15 protein-coding genes are annotated in these 14,987 nt (G+C 73.2%); 5 read left to right on the top strand and 10 right to left on the bottom strand.

Annotation, left to right across the window (positions count from 1 at the left end; all coding sequences use genetic code 11):
- Positions 1-35: 35 nt before the first annotated feature.
- Entirely contained in the window at positions 36-2,528 is a 2,493-nt protein-coding gene (locus ACIRFH_RS18545; protein WP_403522013.1) for a SpoIIE family protein phosphatase, read from the top strand.
- Between the two features lie 10 nt (positions 2,529-2,538).
- Here ACIRFH_RS18545 and ACIRFH_RS18540 read toward each other — a convergent pair whose 3' ends face one another.
- A complete protein-coding gene (locus tag ACIRFH_RS18540) occupies positions 2,539-3,030 on the bottom strand; it encodes a flavin reductase family protein (RefSeq protein WP_403521802.1) in 492 nt (163 codons plus the stop codon).
- 236 nt (positions 3,031-3,266) lie between these two features.
- Between ACIRFH_RS18540 and ACIRFH_RS18535 the strand changes: the two genes are divergently transcribed.
- Positions 3,267-3,680: a Zn-ribbon domain-containing OB-fold protein gene (locus ACIRFH_RS18535; RefSeq protein WP_403521800.1), complete on the top strand. Its 414-nt coding sequence runs from the start codon at positions 3,267-3,269 to the stop codon at positions 3,678-3,680.
- Positions 3,681-3,689: 9 nt separating this feature from the next.
- On the opposite strand, the gene ACIRFH_RS18530 is transcribed toward ACIRFH_RS18535, so the two are convergent.
- Both ACIRFH_RS18530 and ACIRFH_RS18525 read right to left on the bottom strand, forming a co-directional pair.
- On the bottom strand, positions 3,690-4,076 hold the full coding sequence (locus ACIRFH_RS18530) for a PPOX class F420-dependent oxidoreductase (protein WP_403521798.1): 387 nt from the start codon (positions 4,074-4,076) through the stop codon (positions 3,690-3,692).
- 273 nt (positions 4,077-4,349) lie between these two features.
- Positions 4,350-5,528, bottom strand: a complete 1,179-nt coding sequence (locus tag ACIRFH_RS18525; protein WP_403521796.1) for a MalY/PatB family protein — start codon at positions 5,526-5,528, stop codon at positions 4,350-4,352.
- A gap of 168 nt (positions 5,529-5,696) precedes the next feature.
- On the opposite strand from ACIRFH_RS18525, the gene ACIRFH_RS18520 reads away from it, so the two are divergent.
- Complete coding sequence (locus ACIRFH_RS18520; protein WP_403521795.1) at positions 5,697-7,037, top strand: S1 family peptidase; 1,341 nt, start codon at positions 5,697-5,699, stop codon at positions 7,035-7,037.
- Between the two features lie 124 nt (positions 7,038-7,161).
- Here the strand turns inward: ACIRFH_RS18520 and ACIRFH_RS18515 are convergent, their stop codons facing one another.
- The 7 genes from ACIRFH_RS18515 to ACIRFH_RS18485 all read right to left on the bottom strand — a co-directional run bounded on the left by ACIRFH_RS18515 (position 7,162) and on the right by ACIRFH_RS18485 (position 12,570).
- On the bottom strand, positions 7,162-7,347 hold the full coding sequence (locus ACIRFH_RS18515) for a hypothetical protein (protein ID WP_385466696.1): 186 nt from the start codon (positions 7,345-7,347) through the stop codon (positions 7,162-7,164).
- 271 nt (positions 7,348-7,618) lie between these two features.
- Positions 7,619-8,314 carry a L,D-transpeptidase family protein gene (locus tag ACIRFH_RS18510; protein ID WP_403522011.1) on the bottom strand — a complete coding sequence of 232 codons (696 nt, stop codon included), beginning with the start codon at positions 8,312-8,314 and terminating at the stop codon, positions 7,619-7,621.
- A gap of 162 nt (positions 8,315-8,476) precedes the next feature.
- On the bottom strand, positions 8,477-9,277 hold the full coding sequence (locus ACIRFH_RS18505; RefSeq protein WP_403521793.1) for an SDR family NAD(P)-dependent oxidoreductase: 801 nt from the start codon (positions 9,275-9,277) through the stop codon (positions 8,477-8,479).
- A gap of 32 nt (positions 9,278-9,309) precedes the next feature.
- A complete protein-coding gene (locus tag ACIRFH_RS18500) occupies positions 9,310-10,224 on the bottom strand; it encodes an SDR family oxidoreductase (RefSeq protein WP_403521791.1) in 915 nt (304 codons plus the stop codon).
- A gap of 169 nt (positions 10,225-10,393) precedes the next feature.
- The gene (locus tag ACIRFH_RS18495) at positions 10,394-11,023 is read right to left on the bottom strand and encodes an MBL fold metallo-hydrolase (protein WP_403521789.1); all 630 of its coding nucleotides are present in this window, start codon (positions 11,021-11,023) and stop codon (positions 10,394-10,396) included.
- Positions 11,023-12,111: an S-(hydroxymethyl)mycothiol dehydrogenase gene (locus ACIRFH_RS18490; protein WP_403521787.1), complete on the bottom strand. Its 1,089-nt coding sequence runs from the start codon at positions 12,109-12,111 to the stop codon at positions 11,023-11,025. Before ACIRFH_RS18490 ends, ACIRFH_RS18495 begins: the two co-directional genes overlap by 1 nt.
- Before the next feature lie 213 nt (positions 12,112-12,324).
- A complete protein-coding gene (locus tag ACIRFH_RS18485) occupies positions 12,325-12,570 on the bottom strand; it encodes a hypothetical protein (protein ID WP_403521785.1) in 246 nt (81 codons plus the stop codon).
- A 172-nt stretch (positions 12,571-12,742) separates the two neighbouring features.
- Between ACIRFH_RS18485 and ACIRFH_RS18480 the strand changes: the two genes are divergently transcribed.
- Together ACIRFH_RS18480 and ACIRFH_RS18475 are read left to right on the top strand one after the other, a co-directional pair.
- Positions 12,743-13,108: a nuclear transport factor 2 family protein gene (locus ACIRFH_RS18480; protein ID WP_403521783.1), complete on the top strand. Its 366-nt coding sequence runs from the start codon at positions 12,743-12,745 to the stop codon at positions 13,106-13,108.
- A 431-nt stretch (positions 13,109-13,539) separates the two neighbouring features.
- Positions 13,540-14,790 (top strand): YncE family protein, encoded by a 1,251-nt coding sequence (locus tag ACIRFH_RS18475; RefSeq protein WP_403521781.1) that lies wholly within the window; start codon positions 13,540-13,542, stop codon positions 14,788-14,790.
- Positions 14,791-14,987 lie beyond the last annotated feature (197 nt).

Below are 14,987 nucleotides of genomic sequence, written 5' to 3'. Positions count from 1 at the left end.
TCGCCTGCCGACGAGCCGTGATCGAAGCCCCTTCCATGTGCCATGCTCGTCCCGTGACGAGCGAGCACGCCACGCCGACGGATTCCGGCGCCGCGCCCGACCTGGCCACACTGGCCCGGGTCGTCGCCAGACAGCGTGCGGAGATCGACCGGCTGCGCGACCTTGCCACGACGGCGGCCGTCGTGGAGCGGGCGAAGGGCGCCGTGATGGCGCTCACCGGAGGCTCCGCCGAAGCGGCGCGCGAGACGCTGGTCCAGCGTGCGAAGGCGGAGCGGCGCACGCTGCTGGAGGAGTGCTGGATCACGCTCGGCACTCTGGCCCCGCCGTCCGGCGCGGACCGTGCTCCGGGGCTCGCCGGAGCGCCGGCCCCCGACCCGGCCGGTTCCGACGGCACGGCCGTACCGCCCGCCCCGCTCCTTGCCGACGAGTGCCTCTCGGACGGCTGCCTCCCGGACGCCGCCTCGGCCGCTCTGGCCGGCCTCGCCGAGGCCCTGGCACACGTCGGCTCCCCGCGGGAACTCGTCCGCTGCCTCCGGGAGCGGCTCGTGCCCGGCCTCGGCGCGGACGCGGTGGTGCTCTACGCCCGGCTGCCCTCGGGCGGCCTGGAACTGGTGGGCCACGCCGGGATCGACGACGCACCGGCCGCCCGGTGGCAGCAGGTGTCACCGTTGAGCGGGATCCCCGCGCTGGAGGCCCTGCGCACCGGTGAACCGCGCTGGCTGGACGACGCCGGACGGGCCGGCGGACGATGGCCGCCGACCGGTGAACCGTCCGGGCGCGAAGGATCGCAGGCCTGGTTGCCGGTGTCGCCGGGGGCGTCGGCCGAGGCGTGCCTCGGGGTGCTGCGCCACGACGACAGGCCCTTCACGCCCGGTGACCGGGACCACCTGCGGGCCGTCGCCCGCCTGTGTGCCGGATGGCTGCGGGCGTTCGGCGGCCGGCCGGAGCCCGCCGGGACCGGTGCCGCCGATGCCGTACGACGGGTGTTCGACGCCCTGCCGGACGCGGCGGTGCTGCTGACCCCGGTGCGGGCGTCCTCGGGGCGGGTCCAGGACTTCCGCGTCGTCGCCGCCACCCCGCGCGCCGCGCGGTTCGCCGGCGGCGACGGCACGGACCCGGCCGGCCGGCGGCTCCTGGAGTGGCTGTCCGGGACGGTGGCCGAGCCGCTGCGGCAGGGGTGCCTGCGCGCGCTGGCCACCGGGGAGCCGTACGAGAGCGAGCCGTTCGCCCACCGGGACGTGCCGGACTGCGTCGCGGGGCCGGCCGCCCACTCGGTGCGAGCGGTGCCGCTGGGCGACGGGCTCGTGCTGTCCTGGGTCCGGCACGACGCCTCCGACCGGCAGGAGCAGCGGCTGGCCGATCTGCAACGGCTGGGCGACCTCGGCTGGGCGAACTGGAACCTGGTCACCCACGAGGCCGCCTGGTCCGACCAGGTCTTCGCCATCTTCGGCCGGGACCCCGCACACGGCCCGGTCGCGCTCACCGCCCTGCCCGGCCTCGCGCTGCCCGACGAGATGACCGCGCTGTCCCGGGCCGTGCGGGAGCTGACGCGTGAGGGGCGGCCGTGCGACGTCCCGTTCCGGACCAGGACGCCGGCCGGTGTCCGGCACCTGAGGTTCGTGGCCGAGGCGGTGACGGACGGCGAGGACATGCCCGTCGAGGTGCACGGTTTCGTCCAGGACCTGACCGCGCGGCGCCGGGCGGAGCTGGCTCTGGTCGAGAGCGAGCGGGCGATGCTGTCCCAGCACGACGTGCTGCTGGCCGAGCGGACGCTGGCCGCCCGGTTGCAGGACGCGCTGCTGCCCCTGCCCCGGCGCCCCGTGCGGCCGGCCGGGCTGCGCGTCGAGATCGCCTATCTTCCCGCGCAGGCGGGCGTGCAGGTCGGCGGCGACTGGTTCAGCGCCATAGAACTGCCCGACGGGGACGCCCTGTTCGTGGTCGGCGACGTCGCCGGTCACGGGGTGGACGCCGTCGCCACCATGGCCCAGCTGCGCTTCACCGCCAAGGGCATGGTCATCACGGGTTCCTCACTGACCGGCGCGCTGGCCCGCCTCAACACGCTGCTGCTGCACTCCCGGGGCGCCCACGGCACGGCGAGCATGATCCTGGCCCGCTACTCACCCGCGCGGCGACGGCTGGTGTGGGCCCAGGCCGGTCATCTGCCGCCGCTGCTGCTGCGTGCCGGGGAGACCCGCTACCTCGACCGGCCGAAGGGCATCCTGCTCGGGGCGAGCACCACCCCGGTCTTCGCGGAGGCGGAATGCCTTCTGAAGCCGGGTGACCGTCTCCTGCTGTACACGGACGGCCTGGTGGAGCGGCCCCCCGACGGCATCGACCGGGGCCTGGAGCGGCTCGCGCGGGCCGCCGCGGCCCACGAGGCCGACGCGGCGGGCACGTTGGAGCCGCTGCTGGCCACGCTGCTGCCGGAGACCGAACTCCGGGACGACGTCTGCGTCCTCGACATACGGGTGCCGAACGGTCAGGCGCCGGACGGGCCGATGCCGGACGGTCCGGCGCGGAAGCCGTAGGTGCCGCGGGTCAGTCCTCCACCGGGTGGCCGGGGTCGATGCCGAGGGCGTCACCGAGCCGCAGCAGCGGCCCGCCGGACGGCTCGCGCCCGCCCCACTCGACCGGGTCGATGACGAAACCGACGTGGTCGCCTCCGGTGACCCGCTCCACGACCCGGCCGACGAACCACGCCTCGGCGTCCTCCAGCACGACCGCCCCGCCGTACCCGTGGCGCCGGCGGACCTGCCGGAACTTGTCCACGTCGTCGCCGGTCTGCCCGCCGAACACCTCGGCCAGTCCGTGCTGCCCCCGGGCGAGCAGGTGGACGGCCAGGTACTCGGCGGACCGGGCCACCCGGAAGGTCCGGTTGACCTCGGACAGCCACACGACGAACCGCACGGGCTCCATGGAGCACTGGGAGGCGAAGCCGACCAGGCAGCCGGCCTCCTCCCCGCCCGCGGCCGCCGTCACCACGCACATGTCCGGGTCGAGCCGGTCCAGAAACACGTCCATGCCCGCCATGCTAGGCGGACGGGCCGGGCCGGACCGTCAGACAACTGCACTCAGTGCCACTTTCCCCCCATCACCCCTCCACCACTCCCCCACAGGCCCTGAATTCAGCGGTACACAGCTTCTTTACGCGTGGCACTCAGTGCCATAATCTGTCGTCGTGCACGGTGGCACGGCCTGCCGCGCACATGCGTGCCCGGGTGACCGCGCACGCGGGATTCCGGCCCGAGTGCAGGGAGTTGACCAGCGTGTACCACCCCTCAGGAAGCGTCGCTCAGCAGGAAGCCGGCTCCGCGACGGGCGTGCTCGCCCCCAGGGCCCCGGAGACCGAGGCCATCTGGTTCCAGCGCTGCACCTGGTGCGGCACCTCCATGTACCACCGGCTGCTGTGTCCGGTGTGCCGCGGCAGCGACCTGCGGACGGAGCGCAGCGAGGGCACCGGGACGGTACGCCACGCCACGGTGGTGCACCGCAACACCCCCGCCGCGCGCAATGTGTCCCTGATCGAGATGGCCGAGGGCTTCGTGCTGCGCGGCCGGGTCATGGGCCCGCTCATCGCCATCCACAGCGGGGACCGGGTGCGGCTGTCCACGGCCAAGGACCCGGTACGCGGTGAGCCGGTCTTCCAGCTGGTCGACGAGCCGTACCGGGCCTGGACCTGAACCGGGTCCTCACGGCGTGAGCGTGATCGTGATGCCCACGGTGCCGTCCGGGCCCCGGCGCAGCCGGCTCCCGAAGAGGGTGAGCCGTCCGAGGACGCCGTACTTGCGGGCGATGAGTCCGCGGTACCGGCCGGCCGTGGCCGCGTCGCCGATCTCGGCGGTCGCGGGGACCTGGTCACCCGTCGGGTTGCCCCGCACGTCGCAGGGGCCGACCAGGACGTCGGCACGCCTGCGGATGCGCTTGACCTTCCAGGAGTCGGCGGCCGTCCACACGCCGAGCGCGTCCTCGTCCCGCACGACCCACACCGGGGTGGCGACCGGAGTCCCGTCCTTGCGGTAGCTGGTGACCAGCAGGTACTTGCCGGCCCCGAGCCGGGCCAGTGACGCCTCGTCCATGGCCGGAGTCTAGTGCCGCGGCAGGCGACGTTCGCCCGGTGAGGAGCGGCGTCCGGTGCGGGCTCTGGGGGTCCCCCCGGCCGGAGGCTGGGGGAGTGCCGGCCGAAAGCCCTCGTACTGGACGCACTCGGGCTTTCGGCCGGTGCGGCGAGCGGGGGCACCCCCTCCGGGGAAGCGTGCCGGGCGTCGCGACGGGGCGAACGCCGCCTGTCGCGGCACCAGGAGCCGCCCGGATCCGCGCATCACCCGTACGCGGCAAGTGCGCGTCGCGGCTCAGGTCAGGGCCGACGCCATCCTCCGTACCGCCTCCGTGATCACCTCCGGGGAGGCCGCGAGGTTGAGCCGGACGTGCCCCTCGCCGCCGGTGCCGAAGTCCGGGCCCGGGCTGAGCGCCACCCGGCCGCGTCGGAGGAAGACCTGCGCCGGGTCGTCGCCGAGGCCGAGCGCACGGCAGTCGAGCCAGGCCAGGTAGGTCGCCTCCCCGGTGCGGTGGACGACGCCGGGCAGGTGCGCGGCCAGCAGGCCGGTGAGCAGCCGCCGGTTCTCGTCGATGCCGGCGAGCACGGCGTCCAGCCAGGGGACGCCGTCGCGCAGTGCGGCGGTGTGGGCGATGACGCCGACATGGCTCGGACCGTGTCCGACCTCCTCGGGCATCCGGGCCAGGTCGCCGGCGGCGCCGGGCCCGGCGAGGGCGAGTGCCGCCTTGAGCCCGGGCAGGTTCCAGCCCTTGGACGCCGACATCAGCGACAGGCCGCGTTCGGCGCCGGGGACGCTCAGGTACGGCACGAACCGCACGCCGCCGGCGACGACGGGCGCGTGGATCTCGTCGGCCACGACCCGGACGCCGTACCGCTCGGCGAGGGCGGCGACGGTGGCCAGTTCCCCGGCGGTGTGGACGGTGCCGGTCGGGTTGTGCGGGCTGCACAGCAGGTAGGCGGCCCGCCCGCCGCCGGCGACCGCCCGCCGGAAGGCGTCCTTCAGCACCTGGGGATCGAGGCGCAGGTCCGCGCCGAGCGGCGCCTCGACCACGCGCCGGTCCAGGTGCGTCACGAACTGGTAGAACGGCGGATACACCGGCGGATTGACGATCACCGGGTCACCGGGGCCGGTCACCAGCTTGAGCATCTCGACGACGCCCAGCATCACGTCGGGCACGATCGCGGTGCGTTCCACGGCGAGGTCGTCCCAGCCCCAGCGTTTGCCCGCGAAGGCGGCCAGTGCCTCCGCGTAGGAGGTTCCGGCGGGGTAACCGGTGTCGCCGAGTTCCATGGCGTCGGTGACGGCGCGCACGACGGGTTCGGCGAGCGGCACGTCCATCTCCGCCACCCACAGCGGCAGCACGTCATCGGGGTGGGTGCGCCACTTCATGCTCGTACGGCGGCGCAACCGGTCGAGGGTGAGCGCGCGCAGGGGCTCGGGGTCACGTGGCTGTTCCTGCGGGTTCCTGGTCATGGGGCTCAAGATAGGACGCCGTGGTGCGACCGGGGAACGGGACGACGGGGGACGGGATCACCGGTGCGGTGAACACGGCCGTCACCGGGTTCGTACGGAGGGAGGGCACTCGACGTCCGCAGGCCCCCGCGGTGGCGACGCCGCGCATCCGGGCCCGGGAGCGCACGCATGAGGCACGCACGACGACGTATCGTCCGGCGAGCGGCACGACCGGCCGCCGTCGGCGGACTCCTCCTGGGTACCGCGATGGTCACCCGGGCCGTGGCGGGCGAGCCTCCCGGCGCCCCGGCCGTCTCGCACACGCTCGCGCCGCCGGCGTCCGGCACCGGCGGCGCTCTCGTCTCCCGCCTCGGCGCCTCGCGCACGGCGGGCCACTGGGTCGGCCCCGACGGGCGGCCGGTCGTCGCGGTCACCGACGACGCGGCGGCCGACGAGGTGCGGCGGGCGGGCGCCGGGGCGAAGGCCGTCCGGCACAGCATGGCGGAGCTGACGTCGGCGACGTCCGCGCTGCGTTCGGCACCCCGGGTCGCGGGGACGGCGTGGGCCCTCGACTACCGGTCCAACGAGGTGGTGGTACGGGGTGACAGCACCGTCTCCGGAGCCGACTGGTCACGGCTGACGAAGGTCGCGGAGGGCATCGGCGGTTTCCTCCGCATGGAGCGCACCGAGGGGGTGTCCACGACGCGGCTGAGGGGGGCACGGCCGATCCTGTCGACGGCCGGCCGCTGCTCGGCGGGCTTCAACGTGACCGACGGCCGCGGCGACTTCATCCTCACCGCCGGTCACTGCGGGCCGACGGGGGCGGTGTGGTTCGGGGACGACGGAGGCGGCCGGCAGATCGGGAAGACGGTCGCCCGGAGTTTCCCCGGTGACGACTTCTCACTGGTGGAGTACGCGAACGGCCGGGCGGGAGGCGGCGCCGGCGTGGTGGCGGTCGGAGACGGCGAGGGGGCGCGGATCACGGGCGCGGGTGAAGCGGCCGTCGGACAGCGGGTGTTCCGCAGCGGCAGCACGAGCGGACTGCGCAGCGGTCGGGTCACCGCGCTCGACGCGACGGTGAACTACCCCGAGGGCACGGTCTCCGGCCTCGTCCAGACGAACGTGTGCGCCGAGCCCGGGGACAGCGGGGGCCCGCTGTTCTCCGAGGGGGTCGCCCTCGGCGTGACGCCGGGAGGCAGCGGCGACTGCGCCGAGGGCGGGACGACGTTCTTCCAGCCGGTGGCGGAGGCACTGACGTCGCTCGGCATGCGGATGATCGTCTCGTCGCCGGACGGGGCCGGGCAGCGGGCCGCACCCGCGCCCTCCGGGGGCGGTGCGGCGTCACCGGGGGCGCCGGTGCCGGGAGTGGACGGCACCGCCTCGCTCTCCCGGCTCACGGACCGCCGCGCCGTCGGCCCCGGCCTGCTGGTGATCGCGGGCAGCCCGGTCGCGCTGGCGGCCACACGGTGGCTGCGCGCGGAACAGGACCGCAAGGCCCGCCGGCGGTACTACTCGGGCACGTGGAGGTGAGTCATGGGGGGCGCCGTCGGAGAAGCCGACGGCGCCGTGACGGACGGCCTGGGCCGGTACGAGAAGAGCACCCCGTGCGGGGTGCCGGGGGGCGGGCTCCGATACGCCGAGGAGCCTCGGGCGGTCAGGCGGCCTTCACCGGCTCAGGGGCCGCGGCGGCCCACTCCAGGACGAGCCGCTGGTACTCCTCGCGCTGCTCGACGCTCAGTGTCCCGCCCGACCGGAGCCACAGGGCCCGGATCTCCTCGTTGACCTCGGCAGCCGATCGCTCGGAGGAGGGTTCAACAGTGGTGGACATGCTGTGAAGCATACGGCGCCGGGCGTGAAGACGATGTGAGTAATCACGAGCCAAACGGACATATCGGACCGTGTTACTGATCACGTCGATCGCCCCATCTGTCAAGACCCATGGGCGAGTTCGTTCCCACCGATTGTGTCCCGGCACACATGCCTCGCCCTCCGCCGGTGTCACGGATCACGACGGCGAACGGCCTTCACGGGCGGACCGGCCGCCGGCACGTCCCCGCTTCCGGACCCGCCCCGGACGGGACGGGTCCGCGCTCGCCGGGTGTCCGGGTCCGTCAGGTGCCCGGCTTGCGCCCGTACACGTAGACGTCGTCGCCGTTCTTCAGCAGCGACCAGTACTTCTTGGCGTCGGTCTTCGTCATGTTGACGCAGCCGTGGGACCCCGGCGGGTTCCACACGCTGATGCCGACCGAGTGGAAGGCCTGGCCCCCGTCGAAGAACTGGCTGTAGGGCATCGCCACGTTGTAGATCGTGGAGACGTGGTCGATGTGCCGCCAGTAGACCTTCTTCAGGCCGGTGCGGGTCTCGTAGCCGTCACGGCCCGTGCGGACCGGCACCGGACCGTAGACGAGCTTCTTGCCGTCCTGGATCCAGCTCAGCTGGAGGGTCAGGTCCACGCAGGCGATGCGCCCCTTGTTGACCGGACATTTGCCCGACTTGTTCGGGTTCTTGCCGACGGCTTTCTGCTTCTGCATCAGGTCCATCACGCCCCAGGTGACGGAGCCCGCGTAGCCGATGTTCGGCGTGATGCCGTGCTTGGTCTGGAAGGCCCGGATCGCCTTGCAGTCGGCGGTGGACTGCTTCCCGTCGGCCGGGCGGCCGAGGAACTTCTCGACCTTCTTCTGGTAGGGGCCCGTCTGCGTGCTGCAGCTCGCGGCCTGTGCCGGTGCGGCACCGAGCACGAGCGTGAGCGGCGCCACCAGTGCGGTGAGCCCGAGTGCGACGGCACCCCGTCTGCGTATGTCCCCCATGGCGGTCATGCCTTTCACGTCGAAGCGATGGGATGGGCGGAAGGTCGCCCGTGTGCGATCCCCGCGTGCTAGACCGCCGGCCGGCGGTCTCGGTTGCCCGCGGGCCGGCATCGCGACGAAACAGTGACGAACGACACCGGGCGGTCCATACCGGGAGCCCTGTCAGTCCGTGCCGCCCCGCTCCTGCAGGGCCTGCCGGAACCCGGTGTTGACCGCGGTCAGACCGCCGTCGACGACCAGGGTGGTCCCGGTGATCCAGGACGCGTCGCGCGAGGCCAGGAAGGCGACGGCTGCCGCGATGTCCCCGGGCTCTCCGATCCGCCCCAGAGGATACAGCCCCCGGAGCGCCGCCAGCTCACCCTCCCTGCCCTCCCAGGCCGCGGTGCGCACGGTGCCCGGCGCCACCAGGTTGACGCGGACGCCCCGCGCGGCGGCGTGCCCGGCCAGGGTGCGGGTCAGCGAGGCCAGACCGGCCTTGGCGGCGCTGTAGGCATGGTTGCCGAAGTCCTGGACGCCGTTGACCGAGCCGATGCTCACGATCGCGCCGCGGCCGGAGGCCGCCAGGCGGGGCAGCGCGGCGCGACAGCAGCGGTAGGCTCCGGTGAGGGTGATGTCGAGGTCGCGCGCCCACGCCTCGTCCGGTTCGTCCTCGAAGAGCGGGACGTCGGGGGTGCAGGCATAGGCGTTGTTGACCAGCACGTCGAGGGAGCCGAAGGCGGCGACGGCACGGGCGACTGCCGCCTCGACGGAGACCCGGTCGGCGACGTCGCAGTCGAACGCCTCGGCGGTGAGTCCCCGTTCCCGCAGCGCCGCCGCGGTCTTCTCGGCCGCGGGCCGGTCCACGTCGGTCACCAGCACCCCGGCCCCCTCCTCGGCGAGCCTCGCCGCGATGGCGGCGCCGATGCCGCGCGCGGCGCCGGTGACGAGAACGCCGTGTCCCTCGAAACGCATGGTGTCGGTCATGGGGCCGACGGTAGTGCGCGGGCGAGCGACGGTCAGCGATAACCGGTCACGTCCGCCGGCTTGCCCGCGTCCTGGACCTCGACGAGGTAGCGCCAGGCGTCGGGACGGCTGCCGTCGAGGTCGGTGAAGCCGTACTCCCGCGCGAGCCCGCCGCTGGAGAGGGAGAGGCCGTTGAGGCGGGCCACTCCGGGGTCGGCGGCCAGTGCGGCCACGGCGCGGCCGACGTAGCGGGGGGTCTCGGAGATGGCGAAGTGGGGGACGCGGTCGAGGGCCTCGCGCCAGTTGTCCTCCCGTACGCCGAAGTGGTCGAGCATGATCTCCGAGCGCATCCAGCCCGGCGTCAGCGCGACGGCGGTCGCGCCGCGCGGCCCGAGTTCGTGGCCGAGGGCGAAGGCCATGCGCAGCACCGAGGACTTGGCGAGGTCGTAGAAGAAGGAGACCCGGTAGTGGTCGCGGTTGTAGTCGGCGGTGCCGTCGGTGACCTCGACCACGAGCCCGCCGGGGTTGCGCAGAAGCAGGGGCAGGGCGTGGTGGCTGGTGATCGCGTGGGTCTCCACGGCGAGCCGCAGCAACCGCAGTCCCTTGTCGAGGTCGTGCTCCCAGACGGGGCGGTCCCACTCGAACAGGTTCTCGCCGCCCCAGATGTCGTTGACCAGGATGTCGAGGCGGGCCTGTTCGCGGGCGATGCGGTCGACGAGCGCGGCGACCTGGGCCGGTTCGAGGTGGTCGGTGGGGACGGCGATGCCGTGGCCGCCGGCCTCGGTGACGAGGTCGGCGGTGTCCTCGACGGTCTCGGGACGGTCGTACTCCGAGCGCCGGGAGCGGGTGGTGCGGCCGGTGACGTAGACGGTGGCACCGGCCGCGCCCAGTTCGACGGCGATGCCGCGTCCGGCGCCGCGGGTCGCTCCGGCGACCAGTGCGACCCTGCCCTCGAGTGACTTTGCCATGTCCGGCTCCCGTTCCCTCTGTACACGAACTCACCACGAGCTCACCGCGCGGTCGCCAGGGACCGCGGACGAGCGATGTCGTGATCGAGACTGCACGGGAAGCCGGACAACGTCTGTCACCTTTTCCGCGTGTCTTCCGGCTTGGCGCCGAGTGCCGCGCGGTCCGGTCTCAGTGGCCGCGCCGGATCCACTCCTCCAGGTGCGGGGCCTCGGCGCCGATCGTGGTCGGGTCGCCGTGGCCGGTGCGGACCTCCGTCCCGGGCGGCAGCACGAGGAGCCGGTCGCGGATCGAGTCGATGATCGTCGGGAAGTGGGAGTAGGAACGGCCGGTGGCGCCGGGGCCGCCCTGGAAGAGCGTGTCGCCGGTGAAGACGGTGCCGAGGCCCGGGTCGTACAGGCAGACGGCGCCGGGGGCGTGGCCGGGGGTGTGCAGGACCGTCAGGTCGGCGCCGGCGGCCTCGATGACCTGACCGTCGGTCAGCCAGGCGTCCGGTTCCCGGTCGGGGTGGGTCTGGTGCCACAGCGGCAGGTCGTCGCGGTGCAGCCAGATGGTGGCACCGGTGCGCTCGGCGAGGGCGGGGGCGGCGTTCACGTGGTCGTTGTGGGCGTGGGTGCACACGATGGCGGTCAGGCGCCGGTCCCCGACGGCCTCGGCGATGGCGTCGGCGTCGTGGGCGGCGTCGATGACGACGACCTCGTGGTCGTCGCCGACGAGCCAGACGTTGTTGTCGACGTCCCAGGTGCCGCCGTCGAGGCTGAACGTGCCGGAGGTGACGAGGCGTTCGATGCGGGCGGTCATCACAGCACCACCACCGAACGCAGCACGTCGCCGGCGTGCATCCGCTCGAAGGCCTTCTCGACCTCGTCGAGCCGGATGGTCTCGGTGACGAACGCGCCGAGGTCCAGGCGGCCCTGGAGGTGGAGGTCGATGAGCATCGGGAAGTCGCGGGAGGGCAGACAGTCGCCGTACCAGGACGACTTCAGCGACCCGCCGCGCCCGAAGACGTCGAGGAGCGGCAGTTCGAGCTTCATCTCGGGCGTCGGCACGCCGACGAGGACGACGGTGCCGGCGAGGTCGCGGGCGTAGAAGGCCTGCTGGTACGTCTCCGGGCGGCCGACCGCCTCGATGACGACGTCGGCGCCGAAGCCGCCGGTCAGTTCGCGGATCGCCTCGACGGGGTCGCTCTCGCGGGAGTTGACGGTGTGGGTGGCGCCCATGGAGCGGGCGGTCTCCAGCTTGCGGTCGTCGATGTCGACGGCGATGATCTTCGCCGCCCCGGCGAGGCGGGAGCCGGCGATCGCCGCGTCGCCGACGCCGCCGCAGCCGATGACGGCGACGGTGTCGCCGCGGCCGACGCCGCCGGTGTTGATGGCGGCGCCGATGCCGGCCATCACGCCGCAGCCCAGCAGTCCGGCCACCTCGGCGGAGACGGCCGGGTCGACCTTGGTGCACTGTCCGGCGGCGACCAGGGTCTTCTCGGCGAAGGCGCCGATGCCGAGCGCCGGGGAGAGTTCCTGGCCGGTCGAGGCCAGGGTCATCTTCTGCTCGGCGTTGTGGGTGTCGAAGCAGTACCAGGGGCGTCCGCGCAGACAGGCGCGGCACTTGCCGCACACCGCGCGCCAGTTGAGGATCACGAAGTCGCCGGGGGCCACGTCGGTGACTCCGGCGCCGACCGACTCCACGACGCCCGCGGCCTCGTGGCCGAGCAGGAAGGGGAAGTCGTCGCTGATGCCGCCCTGCTTGTAGTGCAGGTCGGTGTGGCACACCCCGCAGGCCTGGATCGCGACCACGGCCTCGCCCGGTCCGGGATCGGGCACGACGATCGTCTCGATCCGTACCGGCTCGTCCTTGCCGGGTGCGATCACGCCGCGTACTTCCTGCGCCATGGTCCTGACTCCTTGTTCGGCCATTCGTTGTTCCTCCCCGACCCTACGCGCAACCGATCGGCGGGGGCCGGTGACGGGGCGCCCCGGGTCGCCGGCGACCGCCGATCCGCTGAACGCGGAATCCGCGGCGGCCCGGTTCCCGCGGCCGAGCCCGCACACGTGTGAGGGCCGCCCGGACGCGGGCGGCCCTGTGCGGAGGACGCGGCGTGGCCGTCAGCCCCGGGGGCCGAACAGCGAGGACAACAGGCCGCTGGACTTGCCGTCCCCGCTGGACGTGCCCTCCTTGGTGGACGTGCCCTCCTTGGTGGACGTGCCGTCGCCGGCGAGCGAGTGGAGCAACGAGTCGAGGGCGTTGTCGCCCGACGAGTCCGTGCCGGCGGCGCTCGCCATCGGCGCGACGAGGACGGTGACAGCCGCGGCGAGACCGACCGCGGTGATGATGCGTCGTGGTGTGATCATGCCTTCGGCAACGCCGGCGGGCCGATGGCGGACACGGGCGGCCCGCCGTTCTCACCCGTCGGGAGCAGCGGTACGTCGGGGCTTGCCGGAGCCGTCCGGACGGAGGAGGCTCGGAGGAGAGGCCCTCGGCGGCCCGTTCCCGGTCGGGCCGCGGCCCTCTGAGGAGGTCGTCATGGGCACCAGCACAGGCCCCGGCTTCGACACCGAAGCCCTGCGCCGGGGCATCGAGGAGGAGACGGCGGAGACCCTCCTGTCGCTCTACGCGGACGACGCGGAGATCCGCATCGTGGACCGCTACACACAGCCCAGCAACCCCAAGGTCCTGCACGGCCGCGACGAGATCGCCGAGATGCTCGACGACGTCTACGGCCGCGACATGACGCACCGGCTCGAGAACTGCGTCGTCCAGGGCGACCAGGCCGCCTTCACGGAGTCCTGCGCCTATCCCGACGGCGCCCGCGTCCTGGCGGAGTCGATGATGTCGCTGCGGGACGGGAAGATCGTCCGGCAGACCATGATCCAGGCCTGGGACGATTAGCCGGAGCGGCGGGCCGGCCGGCGCCGAAACCGTGGGGGAAGGCCGTCGGCGCCGCCGGTGAACGCCGTGGCGGCGCGTCGCGGCGGGCGGCGCCGGGCCGCGGGCCGCGCCGCCGTGGCGCGGGCGGTTTCCTCGGCCCAGGCATCGACCCGGCGGCGGAGCGGGGCGCGGGCGTCCCGCAAAGGACGTCCGGACTCGTCGCCGTGACGGTCCGTGGCCGTCCTGGCCCTGTCCGTCCCCGCGTCCCTGCGTCCCCGCTTCACGCGGCCCCGGCGCCGGCTCCTCGCGCCGGGGCCGCTTTTTGTCGCGCATGCGGTCTTGTGGAGACGCCGCCTCTTCCTTACTTTTCAGTAAGTTCCCCTGGGTAACACCCTCTGTCCAGGTACTCCGTATCCGTGCGCCTCCCCCTCACCACCAGAGGAGAGAACAGCATGCCTGTCCGCAGACCCAGGCACCTTTGCTCCGTGGCCGCCGCCCTCGCCCTCACCGTCGCCGCCCCCGCGACCGCGACCGCGTCCCCGGACGCCCCCGCCGCACTGCGCGAGGTGATGTTCGTCGGCAACAACTGGGACGGCACCGCCGACGTGATCGGATCCACCGGCGACTTCGCGAAGATCGGCCGGATCGGCGTCGTCCCGGACAAGAAGCAACGGATGGCCGAGATCAACGCCGACCCGATCCGGTGGATCTACTTCCAGGCCATCCGCAACAGCGTCGGCGAGGGACACGACCAGTTCGTCGACGACATGTACTCGACGCCGGACGGGAGGTCGCTCGTCGTCTCCCGGCCGAGCTTCGCGGACGTCGTGTCCATCGACCTCGCCACCGGGCAGCTCAACTGGCGTTTTCCCGTCTCGGGATACCGCGCCGACCACATGGCCCTCTCACCGGACGGCACCCGTGTCGCGGTGTCGGCGTCCACGTCCAACACCGTGCACGTGCTGGACATCGGCACGGGCCGGCAGCTCGGGTCCTTCCGCACGGGGGACAAGCCGCACGAGAACATCTTCACCAAGGACGGCAAGTACCTCTGGAACATGTCCATCGGTGACGTCAACACCGCGCTCGACGCCCCCTGGCTGGACTGGACGAAGGGCGACCGGCGCATCACCGTCGTGGACGCGACGACGTTCCGGCAGGTCAAGGTCATCGACATGCGCGAGCGTCTCGACGCGATCGGTCTCGGCGACCACTCCGACGCCGTGCGGCCCGCCGTGTTCTCACCCGACGAGTCCACGCTGTACTTCCAGGTCTCCTTCTTCAACGGCTTCTTCGAGTACGACCTCGCCACCGACCGGATCACCCGGACCAAGACCCTGCCGAAGAACCCCGCCACCAGCGAGGACCGCACCACCTGGGTCAACGACTCGCGGCACCACGGCCTGTCCATGAGCCCGGACGGCGCCAGGATCTGCGTGGCGGGCACGATGGACGACTACGCGACGGTCGTCGACCGTACGACGCTGAAGGAGGGGCCGCTGGTCACGGCCGTCAAGCCCTACTGGGCCACGGTCAGCGGCGACGGCACCCACTGCGTGGTCTCCGAGAGCGGCGCCGACCGGGTCACCGCCATCGACTTCGCGACCGGCGAGAAGTCGGTCTCCGTCCCGGTCGGCGACCACCCGCAGCGCGTCCGGCTCGGCCATGTCACGGTCGACTGGGCCGGGCCGACGACCGGCTGACCCGGTGCGCGGCCCGCGGTGCGCGGCCCGCGCAGAAGATGTCCGCCGGTTCGTGTGTGAGCCGCGCGCAGAGGGGTAGTCGCCCGGCATCGGATGAGGCATGCATGTCCTCGGCAGTACTCCTGACGGAAGGAGGTCCGTGACAGCGCACACTCGTAGCGCCCGGGCCGCTTCCCCCGACACGGAGCGACCCGGCA

This window comes from Streptomyces sp. NPDC093586, from assembly GCF_044764905.1.
GTDB lineage: Bacteria > Actinomycetota > Actinomycetes > Streptomycetales > Streptomycetaceae > Streptomyces.
Note: the sequence above shows the minus strand (reverse complement) of the source record. Positions and strands in the feature narration are given on the sequence as shown.

Bases quoted from the DNA above. Each gene is read 5' to 3' on its own strand.
- ACIRFH_RS18540 (WP_403521802.1), bottom strand. From the start codon at position 3,030: ATGGCGGGCATGGACGTGTTTCTGGACCGGCTCGACCCGGACATGTGC.
- ACIRFH_RS18495 (WP_403521789.1), bottom strand. From the start codon at position 11,023: ATGACCGCCCGCATCGAACGCCTCGTCACCTCCGGCACGTTCAGCCTC.
- ACIRFH_RS18475 (WP_403521781.1), top strand. From the start codon at position 13,540: ATGCCTGTCCGCAGACCCAGGCACCTTTGCTCCGTGGCCGCCGCCCTC.
- ACIRFH_RS18510 (WP_403522011.1), bottom strand. From the start codon at position 8,314: ATGGGGGACATACGCAGACGGGGTGCCGTCGCACTCGGGCTCACCGCA.
- ACIRFH_RS18490 (WP_403521787.1), bottom strand. From the start codon at position 12,111: ATGGCGCAGGAAGTACGCGGCGTGATCGCACCCGGCAAGGACGAGCCG.
- ACIRFH_RS18515 (WP_385466696.1), bottom strand. From the start codon at position 7,347: ATGCTTCACAGCATGTCCACCACTGTTGAACCCTCCTCCGAGCGATCG.
- ACIRFH_RS18530 (WP_403521798.1), bottom strand. From the start codon at position 4,076: ATGGACGAGGCGTCACTGGCCCGGCTCGGGGCCGGCAAGTACCTGCTG.
- ACIRFH_RS18520 (WP_403521795.1), top strand. From the start codon at position 5,697: ATGAGGCACGCACGACGACGTATCGTCCGGCGAGCGGCACGACCGGCC.
- ACIRFH_RS18500 (WP_403521791.1), bottom strand. From the start codon at position 10,224: ATGGCAAAGTCACTCGAGGGCAGGGTCGCACTGGTCGCCGGAGCGACC.
- ACIRFH_RS18505 (WP_403521793.1), bottom strand. From the start codon at position 9,277: ATGACCGACACCATGCGTTTCGAGGGACACGGCGTTCTCGTCACCGGC.
- ACIRFH_RS18545 (WP_403522013.1), top strand. From the start codon at position 36: ATGTGCCATGCTCGTCCCGTGACGAGCGAGCACGCCACGCCGACGGAT.
- ACIRFH_RS18525 (WP_403521796.1), bottom strand. From the start codon at position 5,528: ATGACCAGGAACCCGCAGGAACAGCCACGTGACCCCGAGCCCCTGCGC.
- ACIRFH_RS18480 (WP_403521783.1), top strand. From the start codon at position 12,743: ATGGGCACCAGCACAGGCCCCGGCTTCGACACCGAAGCCCTGCGCCGG.
- ACIRFH_RS18485 (WP_403521785.1), bottom strand. From the start codon at position 12,570: ATGATCACACCACGACGCATCATCACCGCGGTCGGTCTCGCCGCGGCT.